18 protein-coding genes and 1 riboswitch are annotated in these 20,900 nt (G+C 57.4%); of the genes, 8 read left to right on the top strand and 10 right to left on the bottom strand.

Annotation, left to right across the window (positions count from 1 at the left end):
* The first annotated feature begins 58 nt into the window (after positions 1–58).
* On the top strand, positions 59–2,308 hold the full coding sequence (gene parC, locus K6118_RS08780) for a DNA topoisomerase IV subunit A (protein ID WP_247119909.1): 2,250 nt from the start codon (positions 59–61) through the stop codon (positions 2,306–2,308).
* A 77-nt stretch (positions 2,309–2,385) separates the two neighbouring features.
* On the top strand, positions 2,386–2,784 hold the full coding sequence (locus tag K6118_RS08775; RefSeq protein ID WP_247119907.1) for a nuclear transport factor 2 family protein: 399 nt from the start codon (positions 2,386–2,388) through the stop codon (positions 2,782–2,784).
* Positions 2,785–2,839: 55 nt separating this feature from the next.
* On the opposite strand, the gene K6118_RS08770 is transcribed toward K6118_RS08775, so the two are convergent.
* The 9 genes from K6118_RS08770 to K6118_RS08730 form a co-directional block, all read right to left on the bottom strand.
* Positions 2,840–3,223: a VOC family protein gene (locus K6118_RS08770; RefSeq protein ID WP_247119905.1), complete on the bottom strand. Its 384-nt coding sequence runs from the start codon at positions 3,221–3,223 to the stop codon at positions 2,840–2,842.
* 123 nt (positions 3,224–3,346) lie between these two features.
* Positions 3,347–3,775 (bottom strand): thioredoxin family protein, encoded by a 429-nt coding sequence (locus K6118_RS08765; protein ID WP_247119903.1) that lies wholly within the window; start codon positions 3,773–3,775, stop codon positions 3,347–3,349.
* Between the two features lie 61 nt (positions 3,776–3,836).
* Positions 3,837–5,393, bottom strand: a complete 1,557-nt coding sequence (locus K6118_RS08760) for a TRAP transporter large permease (RefSeq protein WP_281500731.1) — start codon at positions 5,391–5,393, stop codon at positions 3,837–3,839.
* A gap of 34 nt (positions 5,394–5,427) precedes the next feature.
* Positions 5,428–5,928 (bottom strand): TRAP transporter small permease subunit, encoded by a 501-nt coding sequence (locus K6118_RS08755; RefSeq protein WP_247119899.1) that lies wholly within the window; start codon positions 5,926–5,928, stop codon positions 5,428–5,430.
* Between the two features lie 9 nt (positions 5,929–5,937).
* Positions 5,938–7,122 carry a TRAP transporter substrate-binding protein gene (locus tag K6118_RS08750; protein WP_247119898.1) on the bottom strand — a complete coding sequence of 395 codons (1,185 nt, stop codon included), beginning with the start codon at positions 7,120–7,122 and terminating at the stop codon, positions 5,938–5,940.
* 98 nt (positions 7,123–7,220) lie between these two features.
* Positions 7,221–7,958, bottom strand: coding sequence for an arginyltransferase (locus K6118_RS08745; RefSeq protein ID WP_247119897.1), 738 nt, complete (start codon positions 7,956–7,958; stop codon positions 7,221–7,223).
* A 17-nt stretch (positions 7,959–7,975) separates the two neighbouring features.
* Positions 7,976–9,808 carry an SLC13 family permease gene (locus K6118_RS08740; RefSeq protein ID WP_247119896.1) on the bottom strand — a complete coding sequence of 611 codons (1,833 nt, stop codon included), beginning with the start codon at positions 9,806–9,808 and terminating at the stop codon, positions 7,976–7,978.
* A gap of 156 nt (positions 9,809–9,964) precedes the next feature.
* On the bottom strand, positions 9,965–10,888 hold the full coding sequence (locus K6118_RS17515; protein WP_247119894.1) for a flagellar motor protein MotB: 924 nt from the start codon (positions 10,886–10,888) through the stop codon (positions 9,965–9,967).
* Positions 10,889–10,960: 72 nt separating this feature from the next.
* Positions 10,961–13,420, bottom strand: coding sequence for a penicillin acylase family protein (locus K6118_RS08730; protein ID WP_247119892.1), 2,460 nt, complete (start codon positions 13,418–13,420; stop codon positions 10,961–10,963).
* 124 nt (positions 13,421–13,544) lie between these two features.
* Here K6118_RS08730 and K6118_RS08725 point away from each other — a divergent pair, with 124 nt between their 5' ends.
* From K6118_RS08725 to K6118_RS08705, 5 genes are all read left to right on the top strand, one after another.
* Positions 13,545–14,429: an NAD(P)-dependent oxidoreductase gene (locus tag K6118_RS08725; RefSeq protein WP_247119891.1), complete on the top strand. Its 885-nt coding sequence runs from the start codon at positions 13,545–13,547 to the stop codon at positions 14,427–14,429.
* A 195-nt stretch (positions 14,430–14,624) separates the two neighbouring features.
* A complete protein-coding gene (gene rpsD / locus K6118_RS08720; protein WP_247119890.1) occupies positions 14,625–15,236 on the top strand; it encodes a 30S ribosomal protein S4 in 612 nt (203 codons plus the stop codon).
* Positions 15,237–15,365: 129 nt separating this feature from the next.
* Positions 15,366–15,860, top strand: a complete 495-nt coding sequence (locus K6118_RS08715) for a GNAT family N-acetyltransferase (RefSeq protein ID WP_247119889.1) — start codon at positions 15,366–15,368, stop codon at positions 15,858–15,860.
* A gap of 212 nt (positions 15,861–16,072) precedes the next feature.
* Positions 16,073–16,192: riboswitch (TPP riboswitch) on the top strand.
* Positions 16,188–18,026 (top strand): phosphomethylpyrimidine synthase ThiC, encoded by a 1,839-nt coding sequence (gene thiC / locus K6118_RS08710; protein ID WP_247119887.1) that lies wholly within the window; start codon positions 16,188–16,190, stop codon positions 18,024–18,026. It overlaps the preceding riboswitch by 5 nt.
* A 124-nt stretch (positions 18,027–18,150) precedes the next feature.
* A complete protein-coding gene (locus K6118_RS08705; RefSeq protein WP_247119885.1) occupies positions 18,151–19,383 on the top strand; it encodes a HEPN domain-containing protein in 1,233 nt (410 codons plus the stop codon).
* Between the two features lie 120 nt (positions 19,384–19,503).
* Here the strand turns inward: K6118_RS08705 and K6118_RS08700 are convergent, their stop codons facing one another.
* Positions 19,504–20,055: a hypothetical protein gene (locus K6118_RS08700; protein ID WP_247119884.1), complete on the bottom strand. Its 552-nt coding sequence runs from the start codon at positions 20,053–20,055 to the stop codon at positions 19,504–19,506.
* Between the two features lie 203 nt (positions 20,056–20,258).
* On the opposite strand from K6118_RS08700, the gene K6118_RS08695 reads away from it, so the two are divergent.
* Positions 20,259–20,711: a DUF3574 domain-containing protein gene (locus K6118_RS08695; RefSeq protein ID WP_247119883.1), complete on the top strand. Its 453-nt coding sequence runs from the start codon at positions 20,259–20,261 to the stop codon at positions 20,709–20,711.
* The last annotated feature ends 189 nt before the right edge of the window (positions 20,712–20,900 follow it).

Below are 20,900 nucleotides of genomic sequence, written 5' to 3'. Positions count from 1 at the left end.
TTGTGGATAACCACAACATCTTGTAGCGTTTGCTGTCTTCATTGTTATAGTCAGCACCATGAGCACACATCCTGAGTTTAGTGAAAATATCATCGAGGCGCCGTTCGCGAACGCGCTGAGCGAACGCTACCTTGCATACGCCCTGTCGACCATTATGTCCCGCTCCTTGCCGGACGTGCGTGACGGGCTCAAACCAGTTCACCGCCGCCTTCTTTACGCCATGAGGCTTCTGAAGCTCGACCCGAAAACGGGCTACAAGAAATGCGCCCGCGTGGTAGGCGACGTTATCGGTAAATACCACCCGCACGGTGACCAGTCGGTTTATGACGCGATGGTCCGCCTGGCGCAGGACTTCTCGGTCCGCTTCCCGCTGGTCGACGGCCAGGGTAACTTCGGTAACATCGACGGCGATAACGCGGCGGCGATGCGGTACACCGAAGCCCGCCTGACCGAAGTGGCTGCCGCACTGATGGACGGCCTTGACGAAGATGCGGTTGATTTCCGGCCGACCTATGATGGCGAAGAGGCGGAACCGATCGTCTTTCCGGGGGCTTTCCCGAATTTGCTCGCGAACGGGTCCAGCGGGATCGCGGTTGGCATGGCCACCAATATTCCGCCCCACAATGTGGGGGAGCTGATCGACGGCTTGCAGCTTCTCATTGAAGCGCGGCGCAATTCGAACCAGGAAGTAACTGTCTCAGATCTTCTGGACCGTATCCCGGGGCCGGATTTCCCCACAGGCGGCGTGATCGTTGAGGACCGCGAGACCATTCTGTCGGCCTATGAAACCGGTCGTGGTGGCTTGCGGGTGCGTGCCCGTTGGGAGCGGGAAGACCTGAGCCACGGCATGTATCAGATCGTGGTGACGGAAATTCCGTACCAGGTGCAGAAATCTAAGCTCATCGAAAAGATCGCTGAGCTGATCAACGACAAGAAAATCCCGATCCTGACCGATGTCCGGGATGAGTCGACCGAAGACATTCGCATCGTGCTTGAGCCGAAGAACCGCTCCGTCGATGAGAAGGTACTGATGGAAAGTCTGTTCAGGCTGACGGAGCTTGAAACCCGCTTTTCGCTCAACGTGAATGTCATCGCGCTCGATGGCAAGCCTAAGGTGCTGTCGCTCAAGGAAATCCTGGATGAGTTCCTTGATCACCAGATCGAGGTTCTCCAGCGCCGCAGCCGTCACAGGCTTGAAAAGATCGAGCGGCGTTTGGAAATCCTGTCCGGCTACCTGATCGCTTATCTCAACCTCGATGAGGTGATCCGTATCATCCGGGAAGAGGATGATGCCAAAGCCAGCCTGATGGAAACCTTCAAGCTGACGGACAACCAGGCTGAAGCGATCCTGAATATGCGCCTGCGCGCCCTCAGGAAGCTTGAGGAAATGGAAATCCGGACCGAGCACGCCAAGCTGGAAGCTGAAAAGGCTGACCTGCTGGCGCTTCTGGGGTCCGAAGCCAAGCAGTGGATCGCCGTTGGCGACAGGCTATCCGGCATCAAGGAAAAGTTTGGCCAGGAAACTGAGCTTGGTAAACGCCGCACCCGTTTTGGCGATGCGCCGACGGCGGAAATCGTGCCGCTTGAAGCCATGATCGAGAAGGAGCCGATCACGGTGGTCTGCTCGAAGCGTGGCTGGGTCCGGGCGATGAAAGGCCACATCAAGCCGGAAGAGACGCTCAAGTACAAGGAAGGCGACGAGGAACGGTTCCGTTTCCCTGCCTACACGACCGACAAGATCTTCCTGTTCGCAACCAGCGGCAAGATCTATACCGTTGGCGGCGACAAGCTGCCGGGCGGCCGTGGAATGGGGGAGCCGATCCGCCTGATGGTCGATATGGACGCCAATGACGAAGTTGTCGCGCTCATGACCTATATGCCGGGCGGTAAGCTGTTTGTGGCTTCCAGCATCGGCAAGGGCTTCCTGGTGGACGCCGACAATGCTGTCGCCATGACCAAGTCCGGCAAGCAGCTTCTGAACCTGCCGAATGACGCTGTGGCAACCCACTGTATGACAGTGGACGGCGATAGCGTTGCCGTGATCGGTGATAACCGGAAAATGCTGGTCTTCGGCCTGGATGAGTTGCCGACTATGACGCGCGGGCAGGGGGTTACCCTCCAGCGCTATAAGGATGGCGGCATGTCGGATGTCATGATCTTCCACAAGGAAGAAGGCCTGACCTGGCCGATGGGCGGCAACAGCGACCGCTGGCGGACAGAGACCGAGCTTGCCCCCTGGACCGGCAAGCGCGGCAATGCAGGCCGTCTGCCGCCGATGGGCTTCCCGCGGAATAATAAGTTCCGCTAAAATATTGAATCTGATGCCGCACGGCATAGATGACAAAAGGCGCCACTTTGGGCGCCTTTTTCTGTGGGGGATAAAGCATGACAAGCAAAGCCAACCTCGAGCGCTGGTATGACTTCGTAAAAGCCAAAGACCCAAGCGCCTTGGACGCCCTTCTGGCTGACGATGTGACCTTCTATTCGCCCGTGGTGCATACGCCCCAGCGCGGCAAGATGATCACCAGCCTGTATCTGGGCGCGGCTGCGAATGTGCTGGGCGGGGACAATTTCCGCTATGTTGGGGAATATCTGTCCGGCGATGGCGCCGTGATTGAATTCAACACTGTCATCGACGGTATCGAGATTGACGGCATTGACATGATCACCTGGAATACGGACGGAAAGATTACCGATTTCAAGGTCATGGTGCGGCCCCTGAAGGCGGTCAATAAGCTCCATGAAATGATGGCGGCAATGCTGGCGCAGTTTCAGAAAAGGTAAACGGGCGCCCTAAGCAAGGGGACGCCCGTTCCGGTTTTAAAAGGCTTCTTGGGCCTTAGCTTGCCTGCATGTGGAAAGCGTTCAGTTTGTTGCCGTCCAGGTCCCGGAAGTAACCGGCATAGAAGGGGCTGTCCTCTCCGCCGCGCGGTCCGGGTTCGCCCTCGCATGTGGCGCCCAGCTCAATTGCCTTGGCATAGATAGCATCCACCGTTTCACGGTCCGGAGCGACAAGGGCGATCATGACGCCGTTTCCCACGGAGGCATCATTGCCGTCATAAGGCAGGGCAATGCTGAAAGACGGCTTGTCCGGGGCGGTTCCCCACAGTTTGAAACGTTCCATGTCCCAGCTGCGCTTCGCGCCCAGAAGAGCGAGAAGTTCGTCATAGAAGGCTGCTGCTTTTTCGATGTCGTTTGTGCCGACAGTAGTGTAGCCGATCATACTTGGGTGTCCTTTTCTATCCCACGTGGTGAGCCCAGTATAGCCAGCTGTGAAGAGGCATCAATGTGCCACTTCTGCATAGCGCCCATGTGGCTTTGGGGGGGGCGATGAGGGAACTGGCCCTCAGGAGACTCCATTGTCTTTCAGGAAAGCAAGGATGGCATCAGGCGTGACCAGCCCACCGGCCCGGGCAACTTCGTGGCCGCCCCGGAAAATGGCCAGAATCCCGGTTCCTTCGAAACCATAGTGACGCCCGAAGTCCTTATCGTGGTCAAAGTCGACGCGGACCGCCGGAAGGGTGGGCGCCTTGCCACTTTCGGCAAGCGACTTGAACGCCATCTGTTGCCGCACACATGTGGGGCACCAGGACGCATAGATTTCGACGAGGACGGGTTTGTCCGCAGCCATCAGCGTATCGAACGTGGCCTTGTCATAAGTCTGCCAGCCCGGCTGAATGGGATCAATGGCGCGGACATTCATATAGAGAAGTCCGCTGCCTACAATCAGTAGGAGGCCGACAAATATTCGTGCTGATAGCTTTTTCATCGTCATAAAAGCAGCCTATCAGCCTGCTCGGCCATGCCCAAATGAAGCTCTCGTGACAGGTGTGTGATTAGCCATGGAAAAGCTGGGCGGGCAGCCAGGTCACCATGTGCGGGAACAGGGCAATGATCAGAAGGGCAATGACCTGGATGATGACGAACGGAATGACACCGCGGTAAATGGCGGTTGTGGGCACGCTTTCAGGGGCTACCCCGCGCAGGTAGAACAGCGCAAAGCCAAAGGGCGGGGTGAGGAAGCTCGTCTGCAGGTTCATCGCCATCAGGATACCAAGCCAGATCGGGCCTTGGGACCCTGGCATGGCGAGAAGCGCCGGAGCGACAACGGGGACGACCACGAAGGTGATCTCGATAAAGTCCAGGAAGAAGCCGAGCACGAACATGATCAGCATCACGGTGATCAACGCACCTGTATGCCCGCCGGGCAGGCTGTGGAGCATGTCCTCAATCGCTGTATCGCCGCCCAGCCCCCGAAATACCAGTGAGAACAAGGCTGCGCCGAGCAGGATGGTGTAGATCATGGTCGAGATGCGGGTGGTGGCCTGCATGACATCGCTCAGGACACCGCTTTTGTATGTACGGACCAGGGCATAGGCTAGTCCGGCGGTAAAGATGACGCACAGGATGACCGCGGCAATGAAGGCAAGCTGGTCCATGAACGGCATGGCCTCGCGCCCCAGTCGAAGGTCGGATGTCGCGGCAATCCCCAAGATCAACAAAAGCGAAAGCAAGGTCACCATGACAATAAGGCGCGCTTTTTTATCGGCACGGGCAGCTCCGAGCAGAATGGCGCCAATGGCACCGACGGCGGCCGCTTCGGTTGGTGTGGCGATGCCGGTGAGGATAGACCCCAAAACGGCGATGATGAGCAGAAGCGGCGGCAACAGGGCTGTCAGCAGCGAGCGGTAAAAAGCGCCATCAAGCTTTTCGCCTTTTTCGCGGGGGATGGCGGGGCTTGTCTTGGGGCGGAAGAGGGCCGTTGCTGCCTGATACAGGATATAAAGCCCGACAAGGGCAAGGCCCGGGATCAGGGCGCCCGCGAACATCTCCCCCGCGCTTACGGGGGTCGGAGAAAAGATATGGTTTTTCAGCTGGGCCTGTTGCCAGGCTGAGGAAATAACGTCGGACAGCAGGATCAGCACGATCGAGGGCGGAATGATCTGACCGAGCGTTCCCGCGGCGGCGATGGCGCCGGTCGCGAGCGCAGGGTCATAGCCGCGCTTCAGCATGGTCGGCAGTGACAGGAGCCCCATGGTCACCACGGTGGCGCCGACAATGCCGGTTGAAGCCGCAAGGAGGGCACCAACGATGGTCACGGATATGCCAAGGCCACCCCGTAAGGAGCCAAACAGCTTGCCCATGCTCTCCAACAGGTCTTCGGCGACGTTGGATTTCTCCAGCATCACTCCCATGGAGACAAACAGGGGCACGGCGAACAGAAGCTCGTTCCTGATGGTATTGCTGTAAATCCTGTTTGGCAGGATCTCGAGGAAGCTTGCGTCCAGGGTGCCGGTCGCCATGCCCAACAGGCCGAACAGAAGCCCGGTTCCGCCAAGGGTGAAGGCAACAGGGAAACCCGTCAGCAGTAGAACGACGAGCGTGGCGAACATGCCAGCGGTAAGGAGAAGGGCTGGATCCACAGGGTTACATCCTCTTCAGCGCGTGGCGGTTTCGTATGAGGCTGATAATGGCATGAAGGCTGAGCGTGAACGTGAACAGCAGCAATGTCGACTTCAGAATATAGACAAATGGCAGGCCGCTGGATTCTACGCTTTCTTCCAGGATCGACCAGCTATCGAGCACATAAGGCACCGCCGACACCCACATCAGGATAAGGAAGGGGACAAGCAAAAGCAGCGTGCCCCAGAAATTGACCTGTGCGCGCCGGCGGCGGTTAAATTTGCTGTAGAAGACGTCAACGCGCACATGGCCATCATGAATGGCCGTGTAGCCAGCAGCCCCCAGAAACATCAGTGCGTTGATATATTGCAGGCTTTCCTGAAGCTTGATGCTGCCTGTGGCAAACACATAGACCATCAAAACGATGGCGAACTGGACGAGGACAAGAATGAGCGGCAGCACCGAAAGGATGCGGCCGCTTTTCTCCAGAATGGTTTCCAGTCTGTCAGCGAGATGGTCAAGCATGATAAGGCGTTACTTCTCGTACAGGCTGCGGGCATGGGCGAAGGCCTGCTCGGAAATGGCCCCCCAGCGCATACTGTAGGCGCGGGATGTTTTATAGCTATCGTAGACGCGCTTGCTCAGCTCATCATTGCTCGCGGTATCCCTCAGAACCTGATCTGAAACCTCGGCAAGTTTGGCGAGGATTTCATCGCTGAAACGCTTCAGTTTCACGCCATGCTCGTTCACAAGCGTGTCGAGCGCGCGGCCGTTGTTGGCGTTGAACTCAGCATACATGATGTCATTCTCAGCGGCGGAAGCGGCTTCGATGATAGCCTTTTCCTTCGGGCTCATGTCTTCCCACAGATCCTTGTTGAGGCCGAGGGAGAGGGCTGAGCCGGGCTCATGGAAGCCAGGATAATAGTAATTCTTCACGATGGTGTGGAAGCCGAAGGCCAGGTCGTTCCAGGGGCCGATCCATTCGGTCGCGTCGATATTGCCCTGGCTGAGGGCCTGGAAGATTTCACCGCCCTGTTTGGTTACCGGTGTGGCACCCAGGCGCTTGAGGACTTCGCCGCCGAGGCCGGGCATCCGGATGCGCAGGCCCTGGAAGTCGGCAATGCTGTTGATGTCCTTCTTGTACCAGCCGCCCATTTGCGTGCCGGTGTTCCCAGCCAGGAAAGCTTTGACATTGAAGCGGCCGCTCAGCTCATCCCACAGCTCCTGGCCACCGCCGAAGCGGACCCAAGCGGTGATTTCGCTTGCCAGCATCCCCATGGGGACGGCGGCGAAAAAGTTGAAAGCGGGGGACTTGCCTTGCCAGTAATATTCGGCGGCATGATACATGTCGGCCTTGCCCTGGCTTACGGCATCGAAGCCGTCCAGGGCGCCCACCAGTTCACCGGCGGCATAGACCTTAACCTGGATATCGCCGTCAGAAAGCGTTTCGATCCGTTTGGCAAGGCGCTCGACGCCGGTGCCGAGGCCGGGGAAGTTTTTCGGCCAAGCTGTCACCATCTTCAGTTTGCGCTGTTTGGACACGATGCCGGGCGCGCCTTTGCCGCCGACCTTGTCCTTGCCACCATCACACGCGGCGGTGAGGGCCGCTGCCCCGACGAGCGTGGCACCACGCAGAAGGTTCCGGCGGTTTAACATCTTGGCAGGTACGTCTGCCGATGTGGTCGAATTGGTGGTGTTGTGGATCGTTTTTTTCGTCACCGTCTACTCCCCCTGTACGCGTGCAGGGCGCCTACGCACGATGCGAGTCGCCGGGCGACAGTATAGAGCGCGGTTCAGGCGGAGCAAGCCTGTACAGCTTATTTCGCGTTGTCTTGTGCCTCAACCTCATACCAGCCGTTTTGGCCAAGCCGTTCAAGGGGTTGAAACCGTCCCTTATATTGCATTTTGGGGCTGCCTTTTACCCAGTAGCCTAGATAGACATACGGCTGATTCGCCCGTTGCGCCCGGTCGATATGGTCGAGGATGATATAGGTGCCGAGGCTGCGGCTCTTTTCTTCGGTGTCGAAGAAGCTGTAGATCATGGAAAGCCCGTCGCTGAGTTCATCGGTGAGGGCAACCGCCATCAGGCGGCCATCGATGGCGCGGCGGTATTCGATCAGCACAGTGGGGACAGGGCTTGTCTCCACCATGTCGCGATATTCATCGGCGGTCATGTCCGCCATCGAGCCATCGGCATGACGGGTACCCAGGTAGGCTTGCAACAACTCATATTGTTCGTCGGTTACAATCGGGGGGCGGACTTCCGACTTGAGATCGTGGTTGCTGCGGACAACCCGGCGCAAGGAACGTCCGAGGCGGAAATCCCGCGCGCGGACGCGGACGGAAACACATTCCGAGCAACCTTCGCACGCCGGGCGGTAGACAACCGACTGGCTACGCCGAAATCCAACCCGACCCAGCGCTTCATTCAGGGCCGCGGCATCAGGGCCACGCAATTCCGTGAAGACTTTGCGTTCGATCTTGCCGTCAAGATACGGGCACGGCGACGGGGCCGTGACGTAGAATTTCGGAAATTGTAAGCCCTGGTCGGTCATGGGCGTCCTTCATCTCCTTAGAAGAGGCCATAATACCATGGTACGAACAGAGTGAAAGCCATCCATATGACAATTATGAGCGGCGTACCCACGCGGACGAAGTCGACAAACCGGTAATGGCCTGGCGCCATGACGAGAAGGTTGGTCTGATAGCTCATCGGAGTAGCGAAGCTGCAGTTGGCGCCGAAGATGACCGCAAGCAGGAAAGGCATGGCGTCCACATGAAGCTCGGCGGCAATCGAAACGGCAATCGGTGTAAACAGCACAGCCGTTGCATTGTTCGACAGGACGTTGGTCAAAAGCGCGACCAGCAGGAAGAAGCCTGACAGGATAATCCATACGGGTGCACCGGCTAGTGTCTGGATCAGGGTGTGGGCAAGCCAAGTGGCACCACCGGTACCCTGAAGAGCCGTGCCAAGGGCGAGGGCGGCGCCAACGATGGTGAAGACACGCCGGTCGATGGCACGGCTTGCCTGCCGGATGTTCAGGCACCGGCTGATCATCATCAGGGTCGCACCCAGCAGGGATGCAATCACAATCGGCATGATTTCAAGGGCTGAAACGGTTACGACGCCGGCAAAGATGGCAAGGGCCCGCCAGGCATATTCGCGCATTGGCACGTCGGTGGCTGACGATTCCATCAGAAGCACGTCCCGGTTATCCCGAAGCGCCAGCACATTGTTGCGGCTGCCCATGATCAGAAGCACATCACCAGCTTCCAGGCGAAGCTGAGACAGGGCGGCGCGGATCATCCGGCTGCGTCTTTGGACGCCGAGCACGGAACAGCCTGTTTCTGCCCGGAAACCGGTTTGGGGCAGGGTACGACCGTCCATACGGGAAGCCGGCGCGATGACAGCCTCGGCAATCACCCGGCGTTCCCCGGCTTTGTCATCCACATCATCGCCTTCAGCGGCGGAAACGAGGTCGGGCGACGCGTTGAGAAGGTCGGTCATGACGCTACGCGTGGCGGCAACCAGCACAATGTCGCCTGCCTGCAGGGTGATATCGTCATATGGCGGCAGAAGCTTGTCATGCCCGCGCTCGATCATACGGATCGTCAGGTCCTTGAGGCCCGGGAACATGCCGGCAATCGCGCGCTGGCCGACCATGCCGTTATCGGATGCCAGCTCTATCTGGAACAGGAACTGTTTGCCGCCGCTGCCAGCCAGCCGGTTGGCGATGCTTTCCCGGTCAACGAGGAGTTTGGGGGCGATGAGAACCACATACAGGAAGCCGACGATGGCGATTACACTGCCTGCGACTGAGAAGTCGAAGAAACCGATGGCGTGGCCGCCCATCTGTTCGTAGGCGCCGATCGCGAGCAGGTTGGTGCTGGAGCCGATTTTGGTGATGTTGCCGCCGAGGATGGCGACGAAGCTGAGCGGCATCATGACCATGGCGGTTCTTCGCCCCAACCGTTCAGCCAAAGCGGATAATATCGGAATGAAGATCACGACAACCGGGGTGTTATTGAGAACGGCGGAAATCACCATCACAATGATGAAGCAAAGCAGAACGATGGTGATGGGATACCGCTTTCCAGCCCCAACGAGCATACGGGCAGGTCCGTTTAGAGCCCCTGTTTGCACCAATCCTTGGCCGACGACCAATAGGGCCATGATGGTGATAAGGGCGGGGTCAGAGAAGCCTTTTAACAGACTGCGCATACTGACGACTTCTTGACCGGCTTGATCATAAAGCGGCAAGAGGTTGAAGACCGTCAGGAGCAGGGCAACCGTGGTGATCGAGGAAATTTCCAGCGGGATGCGGTCGTAGGAATAGGCGATGATCGCGCCGATAACGATCGCGAACGTCAGCCACATCTGTATTGTTGGTTCTACGATTGCCATAGACACACGCAATAACCCCGGAAAAATTGAAAAATAAAATAATCTGCTGCCAGTGTTACAGACCACACTTTGGGCCGACAAGCAGAAAACGCATTGTCACTGTCCCTCCTTACCCAGGAGGAACAGTGTTGAGTGAGCTGTATGCTTTTGAAAAACCTAGTGTTTAGTTAGGTTTGGCGGGACGACGGGAGCTTCCCGCAGAAGCAGGATCGTGATGCGCCGGTTTTCAGTTCGGTTCGGTTGATCCGGGTAGAGCGGGTCAGTGCCGGCCTTGCCGACAACTTCGGCAATACGGTCATTGGTGACACCTGAATCCTCAATCACACTGCGTGCCGCATTGGCCCGGTTCGCGCTGAGTTCCCAGTTGGTGATGCCACCGTCGCCGACAAAAGGCCCGCCATCCGTGTGGCCAAGAATAGTGATCCTGTTGGGGAGGCTTTTCACGGATTTGCCGATCTCTTTGATCATCGCGCGGGCATAACCGTAAAGCTGGGACGTCCCGCTTTTGAACATGGCGCGCCTGTCTTTATCGATCAATTGAATCTTCATGCCGTCTTCGGTGACTTCCATGATCAACTGGTCGGACATATCGGACAGGGTAGGCGATTGCTGGATCGCCAGCTTGAGCTTTGCCTCAGCCGCCTTGAAAGCCATGTCTTCACGTTCCGTCATATTGGCGGCTTGCCGGTCATTCGGGAAGTTAGGATCTCCGCCGCCTTCGCCCACGGACCCACTTTTGGTGCCATCTTGCGAGCCAGCTTGCGGCGGGCCCGGTACGGTGATGGCAACAACAGGAGAAGGGTTTGCCCCAGTGGCGGCGCTGGAGGGCGGGTTAATGGCATCCTGGCCTGAGTGCCCCATCACGGCAGCCGTGGTCGGAGCGAAATAATCGGCGAGACCCGCCAGGGTTTCCGGCGGTGCGACATTGAGAAGCCACAGCAGCATGAAAAAAGCCATCATCGCTGTGGTGAAGTCGGCATAAGCCACCTTCCAGGCGCCGCCATGATGGGCGCCACCTTGGACCTTCCGCACCTTCTTGATGATAGGCCTGACTGCTTCTTCGTCTTTTTTCGGTGCCACCCAATGCTCCTAATCTCTCGGCCAAGCCGGTATTATGGCGTAGGCAACGTTAATATTTGGTTGCGCGCGCTTTCAAGGCTTTTCTGGCGCTGCGGGATGCAGCGTCAGAATATGTTTGGCGTCGGCCGGGACCGGTTTGTCCGTCGGGATCGTGAAATAACGGCCTGTCCGCCAGTAGGGGAACAAGTCATCATAGTGGCTCGAAAGCGGGTTGCCTGACTGGCCGGTCGGTTGCACGAACAGGGATTTGTCCAAATCGCTTAGGTCGAACAAACCCCGGTAACTGGGACCGAACGTGCTTTGGTTCAGCGTAGCCGGGGTCTCGCTCACACCAGCCACGTTGATGGTGTAGACGTCACCGGAGACCGGGGCGCTAAGCTCAAACCATGGCCGCAGTGACGGCACATTGCTGAACGGGCGGTGTGCCTGGTGCAGAATATGTTCTGATTCCCAGGTCCATTTTTTCCAATCTTTCCCGTGCCTTGCGGAGAGGTCTTTGATCGTTTCCTCAAGGGCGGTCCGTGCCAGGTCCGTGCAACTTTCCTGGACATCGGGGGTCTGGACATTGTCGCACCAGGCGAGGGCGGCTTTCTGGTCGATGGGCGGAAGATTGTAGTAGGCGGTGTCAGCCGGGGCATTCCCGTGGGCCTTGGCTTCCCAATAGAGGCTGCTTTTCAGAAGCCTCGGCTCGATACGGCGGAAGCTTTTGTACATGTCGCCCAATTCATCAGCCATCAGTGCCTTTTGATACTTCCTGATCCATTCATGGAAGATCAGGGGCTCTGGCCTGTCAGCGGCTGTGTCGCCATTCCATTTCGCCAGGTCCTGAACGATGGGATTGGAAGGATTGGCCGCGGCAAGGAAGGATGGCAACAGGTCGCGGATCATGTCTGATACGGTGTCCTGCTGGATCGTCTTGAAGCTTGCGAGGTCATGGCCGTCATGGGCTGCCAACAGATGCTTGATGCGGTTGGCGCGGTAGGGCAGCGTCCAATCACCGGTAATGAAGTGCGGGTAATTGTCATCGATGATCTTATTGTTCGCCGTGGCGATGATGCCGCCCTTGGGGTTGTAGTATGTCGGCAGCTGATTATAGGGAATGAAGCCCTGCCAATCATATTGCGCCAGCCAACCGGGCGAGGGCAGGCGACCGCCGATATCGTTCCCCGGCTTGCGGACCGGGACAAGGGCAGGGGCATAATAGCCAATGTTGCCCTTGGTATCGGCGTAAATCATGTTCTGCTCAGGCCCCATATAATAGAGCCCGGCGGTTTTGAAGTCCTGGAACGTACGGGCCTTTGCAATGCCGAACAGGCCTGCGACAGCGGTCTCGCGGTCCATCAGGGCTGTCCATTGCAGCGAAAGGACATAGCCGTCCTTCAGGAATTCCTTGCCGTCCGACAGGGCATCGGACAGCACAGGGCCATGGCGGGTTTCGCGCACCGTCAGGGTGACATCTTTCTCGCCCTTAACGTGGATGACTTCCTTGTGGGTGATAAAATCGGCCGGGCCGTGCGGGGTCAGGTAGCGCTTGCCGCCATCAACCAGCTTTTCGATAAACAGGTCCTGGCAGTCAGGCTCGGTATTGGTGAAGCCCCAAGCGATATGGTCATTGTGGCCGAGAACGACAGACGGCGTGCCGGGGAAGGAAACGCCGACAAGATTGGCGCCCGTCGTGCGGTTATGCAGCCGTACGAGATACCAGATCGACGGCGTCGTCAGCGTCAGGTGCGGGTCATTGGCAAGAAGCGGCTTACCGCTTTTCGTATGATCGCCGGAAATCACCCAGTTGTTGGAGCCGTAGCCCGGCGGCATTTCAGGCCCGACGATGCTTGCAACTTCCTTCAGGGGTGTTTTGGCGTAAATGCTGGCAAGGTCCGGAAGTGCCGAGGCCTTGTCGCCCGGGTACGCCGGGTAAATGCTCTGAACCTGTGTGGGCGTCAGCTTGGTCAGCAGGCGGGCGCGGGCGATCTCCCGGCGCATGTTGCCCGAAAGGTCCAGCCACATCAGCTTCTGCCACACGATGGTGTCGACGGGCTTCCAGGGCTCGGGTTTATCGCCGGTGAGCAGAAACTCCGGCGGCAGGGCACCTTTATGGCCCTTGATGTAGGCGTTAACGCCGTCGGCATAGGCCTGGAGGCTGGCAACCACATCGGCAGGCATCTGCTTGAGCGCGGCTTCCGCTTTGCGGCTGAAGCCGAGGGTACGCATGTAGCGGTCGATCCCCAGCCCAGGCTTGCCGACCACTTCTGCCAGCCGGCCATGGCCGATGCGTCGGTTAATCTCCATTTGCCACAGGCGGTCCTGCGCATGGACGTAACCCATTGCAAAATATAGGTCATTATCTGTGGCGGCATCGATGTGGGGGACGTCGTGGCTGTCGCGGGCGATGGTGATATCAGCCGTTGGGCCTTTGACTGTGATGGTGCCGTCAAGCTTGGGCAGGCTGCTCCTGACCCAGGCGGTGCCGATCAGGGCAATCATAAGAACAAGGCCGCCGATGATGGCAGCCCAAAGCTTCAGTTTGCGCATATTATTCCTCCCAGGCACCTACGCCCCACGCTGGACAGAATGGCTAATTAAGCCTATGTCAGCAGGCAATGTTTTCTGTCAACTAGCCTAAAGTAGACCGGTTAGTCCAGCTTGGGAGGTATTTATGGTAAAAGTAGCATTTATTGGATTGGGCGTGATGGGCTACCCGATGGCGGGGCACCTGGCAGTAGCCGGGCATGACGTGACCGTCTATAATCGGACTGCGGACAAAGCAGAAAGTTGGCTTGAGGCTTACGCCGACAAGGCCGATGGCGAGCTTTACATGGCCCCGACCCCGGCTGGTGCCGCCGCAGATGCCGACATTGTGTTCGCCTGCGTCGGCGCGGACAAGGATGTGGCCGAGGTCTGCATTGGTGAGTTCGGGGCGTTCGACGCCATGAAAGAAGGTGCGATCTTTGTCGACCATACCACTGCGTCAGCCAACTGCGCGCGGGCGATGGGGGCGGCGGCGGCTGAAAAAGGGCTCAGCTTCATCGATGCACCGATCTCCGGCGGGGAAGCCGGGGCCGTGAATGGTGCCCTGACCGTCATGTGCGGCGGCGACGCGGACGCGTTTGCGAAAGCCGAGCCGGTCATCCAGGCTTATGCCAAGTCGGTGAAGCTGCTGGGCGGTGTGGGCGCCGGCCAGCTTACGAAAATGGTTAACCAGATCTGTATCGCCGGTGCCGTGCAGGGCCTTGCTGAGGCGCTGAATTTCGCCATGGAAGCCGGGCTCGATGCCAAGGCGGTTGTGGATGTCATCTCCAAGGGCGCGGCGCAAAGCTGGCAGATGGACAACCGGGCCGAAACCATGATCGACGGCAAGTTCGATTTCGGTTTCGCGGTCGACTGGATGCGCAAGGACCTTGGTATCGTGCTCACCGAAGCGAATGCCATGGGCGTGTCGCTGCCGGTGACGGCGCTGGTCGATCAGTTCTATTGCGACGTCCAGAAAATGGGCGGCAACCGGAATGACACCTCCAGCCTGATCCGCCGCTTCCGCGGGTAAGGCCGGGGCACTGAAACCATACGGAAATCAGGCGCTTTTTGCATGATTTCCGTTGACTCCGGGCCGGGAACCCAGTATCTCCCGCCCATTAACGAATGGCTGTGGCAATGGTGTCCGCAGCCGCGCGAGCAAATTTGTATAATGTTTTCGGACACATACACCGCTCGTGGCGCTTGAAAAGAAGGAGCGATTCGCATGTCAAAGCGTATCCAAGCCAAATATAAAATTGATCGCCGTATGGGCGAAAACATCTGGGGCCGTGCTAAGTCCCCGGTGAACAGCCGTGAATATGGCCCCGGCCAGCACGGTCAGCGCCGCAAAGGCAAACTGTCGGACTACGGCATCCAGCTGCGCGCCAAGCAGAAGCTCAAGGGCTACTATGGCAGCATCAGCGAGAAGCAGTTCCGCCGCTACTATGACGAAGCTGACCGCCGCAAGGGTGATACCGGTGAGAACCTGATCGGTATCCTGGAGTGCCGTCTCGATGCGCTTGTGTACCGCGCCAAGTTCGTACCGACCGTCTTCGCTGCCCGTCAGTTCGTCAACCACGGCCACGTTCTGGTGAACGGCCAGCGTTGTAACATCCCGTCGCGCCTCCTGCGCCCGGGTGACGTTGTCGAAGTTCGCGAAAAAGCTCGCCAGATCCCGATGGTTATCGACGCTGGCCAGAGCCCCGAGCGTGAAATCCCGGAATATCTGTCGGTCGACGGCTTCAAAGCCACCTACGTCCGCGTTCCGGCGCTCGACGATGTACCGTACCCGGTCATCATGGAACCGAACCTGGTGGTGGAATTCTATTCCCGCTAAGGCTCCGGCTCATAAAGTTTCCGAAAGGCCATCCGCTCAGGCGGGTGGCCTTTTCTTTTGTGCGCATAAGGGCTTGGCGCGCGTCGCCCCAGCCTGTAAAACAGGGCCATGACGAGGGAGACACGCACCATGATCGAAGAGTTGCCGACCGGGTTCACGCTCCGGCACGTGGCGGATACCGACGCTGAAGGCCTTATGCGGCTGATCGGCGGCTGCTTCGCCGAATATGACGGTGTCTACCTGGAGCCGGACGGCCTGGATGCCGACCTCAAGGCCTACGCAACCTACCTCAAAAGCATCGATGGCGAAGGTTATGTGCTTGAGAAAGATGGTGAAATCGTCGCCGTCGTATCCTGCGCGCCGGGGGAGGCCGCGGATTTCCAGCTCAAGCGCATCTATTTGAGCGCATCCCTTCGCGGCACCGGCCTCGGCCCCAAACTCGCCCGCCTGATCGAGGACCGCGCCCGCGCGCGCGGCGCGAAATCGATCGAGCTCTGGTCGGACAGCCGCTTCGCCCGCGCTCATGCGTTTTATACCCGCGAAGGCTACGTGAAACAGGCGGAAACGCGGGACCTGCACGATAGCTCCAACACCACAGAATTTCACTTCATCAAACAGCTCTGAGCGGGACGCAAAACCGCCTCCGGCCTGCAACACTTCAGGCCCAACTTTGCAACAGTTGCGTCTCCCACGCTGTTGCAGGCGCAACAGTTGGCCGGTTTCGCGGCGCTTTAGTCGCGCGGCACACCTTTTCACGCCGTCCCAACCACGCGACCCACCCCCGAAACCGCTTGATCAGGCCCCCGCATAAGCGTAGAACCGGAACCCTTAAACCAATGCGTTCCGAGGGGAGCCCCGTTTTGAAAATCGGGGGCTGAGAGTCCGGGGAGAAAGCCGGAGACCCTTAGAACCTGATCTGGGTCAAACCAGCGTAGGGAACGGAGCTATATCATGCCTGATACCGCAAAAACCGATTTTAGTGTGACCACCGGCGAGCTGAAAGGCTCGAAGAAGATTTACGTGCGTTCGGAAACTGACGAGCGCGTGCGCGTGCCGATGCGCGAAATTCACCTGCACCCGACCGCGAACGAAGAACCGGTGCGCGTTTACGACACCTCCGGCCCGTATTCGGACCCGAAGGCCGAGATTGACATCTACAAGGGCCTCGAACCCCTCCGCCGCGCGTGGGTCATCTCCCGCGGTGACGTGGAAGAATATGACGGCCGGGAGATCAAGCCCGAGGACAACGGCAACGTTGAGGATAAATACCTCGCGCCCGCATTCCCGGTGCATGCCCGTCCGCTGCGCGCCAAATCGGGCGCCAACGTCACGCAAATGCACTATGCCAAACAGGGCATCATCACGCCCGAGATGGAATATGTCGCCGTGCGCGAAAACCTCGGCCGCCGGGTACTGGCCGAGAAACTGGAGCGGGACGGGGAGCCCATGGGCGCCAATATCCCGGATTATATCACCGCCGAATTCGTGCGGGATGAAATCGCCGCTGGCCGCGCCATCATCCCCAACAACATCAACCACCCGGAAAGTGAGCCGATGATCATCGGCCGAAATTTCCTCGTCAAAATCAACGCCAACATCGGCAACTCGGCGGTCTCATCCTCGATCGCGGAAGAGGTGGACAAGATGGTCTGGTCCACGCGCTGGGGCGCGGACACGGTGATGGACCTCTCGACCGGCCGCAACATCCACAACACCCGCGAATGGATCATCCGCAACTCACCCGTGCCGATCGGCACCGTGCCGATCTATCAGGCGCTCGAGAAGGTGGACGGCATCGCCGAAAACCTGACGTGGGAGATCTTCCGCGATACGCTGATTGAACAGTGCGAGCAGGGCGTGGATTATTTCACCATCCACGCCGGGGTGCGCCTGGCCTTCATCCACCTGACCGCCAAGCGCGTGACCGGCATTGTCTCCCGTGGTGGCAGCATCATGGCGAAATGGTGCCTGGCCCACCACCAGGAAAGCTTCCTCTATACCCACTTTGAGGAAATCTGTGAGATCATGAAGGCCTATGATGTCGCCTTCAGCCTGGGGGACGGCCTGCGCCCCGGCTCAATCGCCGACGCCAACGACGAAGCCCAGTTCGCCGAGCTCAGGACCCTGGGTGAGCTGACCAAGATCGCCTGGAAGCATGACGTGCAGGTGATGATCGAAGGCCCCGGCCACGTGCCGATGCACAAGATCAAGGCCAACATGGAGGAGCAGCTCAAGCACTGCCACGAAGCCCCCTTCTATACGCTTGGGCCGCTCACGACCGACATCGCGCCGGGGTATGACCATATCACCTCCGCCATTGGCGCGGCGCAGATCGGCTGGTACGGCACCGCGATGCTGTGTTACGTCACGCCGAAGGAACACCTGGGCCTGCCGAACCGGGACGACGTGAAGGTGGGGGTTATCACCTACAAGCTGGCGGCCCACGCGGCCGACCTCGCCAAGGGCCACCCGGCCGCGCAACTGCGCGATGACGCGCTTTCCCGTGCCCGGTATGAGTTCCGCTGGGAGGACCAGTTCAACCTGAGCCTGGACCCGGAAACCGCGCGTGATTTCCATGACCAGACCCTGCCGAAGGAAGCCCACAAGGTGGCGCACTTCTGTTCCATGTGCGGGCCGAAATTCTGCTCGATGAAAATCACCGCCGAGGTGCGCGAATTCGCCGCCAAGAAGGAAGAAGCCGAGACCGGCATGAAGCAGATGGCGACCGAGTTCAAGAAACGCGGCTCCGAAATCTACCTGCCCGCCGAAGAGGTTGACGCGGCAGAGTAGGGTTTACATCAGCAACCTTGACGATAGTAAGAAGGCCGGGGCACCATGCTTCGGCCTTTTCTCTTGGGGGAGGCAATTACCTAAACAACCGTAGGCCGCACATCAAACATTCGAGGAGAGGTGAATGGCTCAGAGCGATCTGACGAACCAGTTTCGATTGAACAATGTTCAGCCGGGTGAACTCGCGGCCTTTTTGTCCGAAGGCGGTACTTCCCATGCGATAACAGGCCGCAGGTTCCAATATCTGGGTTGTATTGAAGTGGCCTACACCAACAAAGGAGGCATCGCCAAGATCGTTGGAGATAGGAATGATCCGATTGTCCAGAAAAAGCTGACCGAATTTCCACATGTATTTGGCGACCATGGCTTGGCAGTCCAGACAGAGGCAATATTTGCGCAAATGCCTATAAAGGGCTTTTTTCGTTATTCAGATGTTCTGCAAATTATGCCCGACCGCTCTTTTCCCGATCCTTTTGAAGCCAATGATCTCACGCAAAGACCATTCCCAGTTGTTCTGCAATATGGGTATAGAAAAAGCCCCAATCATGGTGTTGATTTCTGGAGAAGGAATGAGGCTTTTCATGAAGTTTTTTATTTGTTGAGTGCTTTAATTGAGCATGGTTTTTATAAACAAGAGCCAAATAGAGCGTGGGGAATACAACTGGATGAGGCCAATTCGTCACTTTGCAATGTTAGTTTCAGCTTAGGTTATTCCCTCAGGGATAGCATTAATTTGGATAACACAAGTTCCTTTGAGGACCCGGCTAGTTTCAAGCCCATTGCAGAAATGGACCCTCAAAAATATTATACGCAGCAAGGTATTGATATTAGCCGGCACCTCATGCTGCCTCGAAACTTTCGGGATTTTCTGACGTCTTATTTTGCTCTGGAGGCGGCAAAGAGGCAAAAATTTCTGAGAGCGGCATACTGGCTAAATACTTCACATGTTGTAGCCAAGCATTCGTCCTCTCTCTCATATCAATGTTTGGTGCAGGCGATTGAAGCGCTTTCTGGGAGAGAGAAAGAGGAAATTCAAGAATGCCCTCGGGACGACTGCTCATTTAAAATTTGTCAGGATGTGGGGCCAACAAAGCTCTTCCGGCAATTCTTGGAAAAATATGCTCGGGGCACTCCCTCAAATATAATCAGCCAATTTTATGACATGAGGTCTAAGCTTACTCACGGTAGTAGGCTTATGCCGCAGGATACGGAATTCGATTCGTTTATTTCATCACATTTGGAAGCTTCGTCCAAAGCGCTTCATTTGCGACTTGTTGTTGTTAGGTGTTTAGTAAACTGGCTGCTTGATCAGACACCATTTTTCAGAGTTTCAGATTCTGATTTGCCAAAACATTAGATCTAATTTTTGTCACCCCGGGACTCGATCCCGGGGTCCATACGGTGCCTGAAATAGCGTTCCCTTTACCCGCAGGGTTATGGATAGCGGGATCAAGTCCCGCTATGACATTTGGGATAATTAGTCGAGCGTTCCCCCAAGAGAGATGATTTTCTGTTTCGCCTGTTGGAAAAAATACTCAAGGGCGCTGAGGTCATTCGCATCGAAAAAGATAGAGGCCTTATAGTTGACTTTGAAGAAACCTTTGCGGTCTTTACCATTTACATAAAAGCCAAACTGGGGGTCCCCATGGCCCTGATATACCACTTCGGTATAGGGAGCATTGTCCGCCAAGCTCGCCAGTTTTTTATTCATAAATTCAAGTGAACTAATGGCGCTGGACACTTCCTTTGCATCGAAAACTCCACTTGCTTCGCCATTGTCATAGTCGGAGTTGTAGTATGAGGAACTGACCCTAAGGGCATACACTTTTTTGCCAGTATTGATGTCAGTGAGAACGGCTATTTCACCATTAACGCGGTTGAATTTTCCGAATTTGAAAAACTCTTTAAGCGTCAAAGTGCCCCTTTGTAACAGAACTTGTTCAAACTTCGTGGTTGGGCCCTTCTTAATTTCATCAGCGTGTACAGGTAATGTAAGAAGAGAAATCAAGGCAATAATGACTATTCGCATTTCTATAACCTTCCAGTGAAGTTATTTGGAAAATGACAAATACGCCTAACTAACTAAGCTTATGTTAGCCAGTTTTTGTATATTCACAACCATGAATGGTGGTCTGAGGTGTGAGGTAGCCTCATTCTTGCATCCTGTCTCAAAACCCGGCACCTTTGCGACATGCAGGTCTTTGCGGCCTAGGTGTCATAAGGTGGAATGTCATGACAGCAATGAGAAAAGCTTTCGGACTAGGCTTGGCGCTGGCCTTCGCCACCCCGGCGGCCTACGCAGCTCAGACCTGCCCCGCAGACCAGCAACCCATGCAGGAAAGCCGGTTGTTTTTCGGGCGCAGCATTTCGGGCGGCGGGGCGGTGACGGACGCCCAGTTCGCCGCCTTCCTGAAGGCCGAGGTGGTGCCGCGCTTCCCGGACGGCTTCACGGTCATGGACGGCATCGGCTATTGGAAGGGCTGCACCGCCCCCGATGCCACTGGCGGCTGTGAGCGCAGCAAGGTCGCCATCTTCCTCCATGCGCCGGACGCGGCGGCCTCGAAGCGCGTGAGTGCGGTGGCACGGGCCTATGCCGTGCGCTTCCACCAGCAGGCCGTGCTGCGCGCCGACGCCCCCACCTGCGTCGCCTTTATCGGCGCGGATGGCGGCGCTAAGGCGGAATAGCCTTTCAGCTGTCACCCCAGGGTCGCGAAGCGGACGCTTGCGCCACTCGATCCCGGGGTCCATACGGTGCCTGAAATAGCGTTCCCTTTACCCGCAGGGTTATGGATAGCGGGATCAGGTCCCGCTATGACAAAGGAAATGACTGCCCCTTGCATCCCCCCGCAAAACCCGGCACATAGGGGCGAGCAG

Source organism: Kordiimonas marina, assembly GCF_023006325.1.
Lineage (GTDB): Bacteria > Pseudomonadota > Alphaproteobacteria > Sphingomonadales > Kordiimonadaceae > Kordiimonas > Kordiimonas marina.
Note: the sequence above shows the minus strand (reverse complement) of the source record. Positions and strands in the feature narration are given on the sequence as shown.

What these genes read in the sequence shown, in the direction of transcription:
- parC (WP_247119909.1), top strand. Translation starts at nt 59, where the DNA reads ATGAGCACACATCCTGAGTTTAGTGAAAATATCATCGAGGCGCCGTTC.
- K6118_RS08775 (WP_247119907.1), top strand. Translation starts at nt 2,386, where the DNA reads ATGACAAGCAAAGCCAACCTCGAGCGCTGGTATGACTTCGTAAAAGCC.
- K6118_RS08770 (WP_247119905.1), bottom strand. Translation starts at nt 3,223, where the DNA reads ATGATCGGCTACACTACTGTCGGCACAAACGACATCGAAAAAGCAGCA.
- K6118_RS08765 (WP_247119903.1), bottom strand. Translation starts at nt 3,775, where the DNA reads ATGACGATGAAAAAGCTATCAGCACGAATATTTGTCGGCCTCCTACTG.
- K6118_RS08760 (WP_281500731.1), bottom strand. Translation starts at nt 5,393, where the DNA reads ATGTTCGCCACGCTCGTCGTTCTACTGCTGACGGGTTTCCCTGTTGCC.
- K6118_RS08755 (WP_247119899.1), bottom strand. Translation starts at nt 5,928, where the DNA reads ATGCTTGACCATCTCGCTGACAGACTGGAAACCATTCTGGAGAAAAGC.
- K6118_RS08745 (WP_247119897.1), bottom strand. Translation starts at nt 7,958, where the DNA reads ATGACCGACCAGGGCTTACAATTTCCGAAATTCTACGTCACGGCCCCG.
- K6118_RS08740 (WP_247119896.1), bottom strand. Translation starts at nt 9,808, where the DNA reads ATGGCAATCGTAGAACCAACAATACAGATGTGGCTGACGTTCGCGATC.
- K6118_RS08730 (WP_247119892.1), bottom strand. Translation starts at nt 13,420, where the DNA reads ATGCGCAAACTGAAGCTTTGGGCTGCCATCATCGGCGGCCTTGTTCTT.
- K6118_RS08725 (WP_247119891.1), top strand. Translation starts at nt 13,545, where the DNA reads ATGGTAAAAGTAGCATTTATTGGATTGGGCGTGATGGGCTACCCGATG.
- rpsD (WP_247119890.1), top strand. Translation starts at nt 14,625, where the DNA reads ATGTCAAAGCGTATCCAAGCCAAATATAAAATTGATCGCCGTATGGGC.
- K6118_RS08715 (WP_247119889.1), top strand. Translation starts at nt 15,366, where the DNA reads ATGATCGAAGAGTTGCCGACCGGGTTCACGCTCCGGCACGTGGCGGAT.
- thiC (WP_247119887.1), top strand. Translation starts at nt 16,188, where the DNA reads ATGCCTGATACCGCAAAAACCGATTTTAGTGTGACCACCGGCGAGCTG.
- K6118_RS08705 (WP_247119885.1), top strand. Translation starts at nt 18,151, where the DNA reads ATGGCTCAGAGCGATCTGACGAACCAGTTTCGATTGAACAATGTTCAG.
- K6118_RS08700 (WP_247119884.1), bottom strand. Translation starts at nt 20,055, where the DNA reads ATGCGAATAGTCATTATTGCCTTGATTTCTCTTCTTACATTACCTGTA.
- K6118_RS08695 (WP_247119883.1), top strand. Translation starts at nt 20,259, where the DNA reads ATGACAGCAATGAGAAAAGCTTTCGGACTAGGCTTGGCGCTGGCCTTC.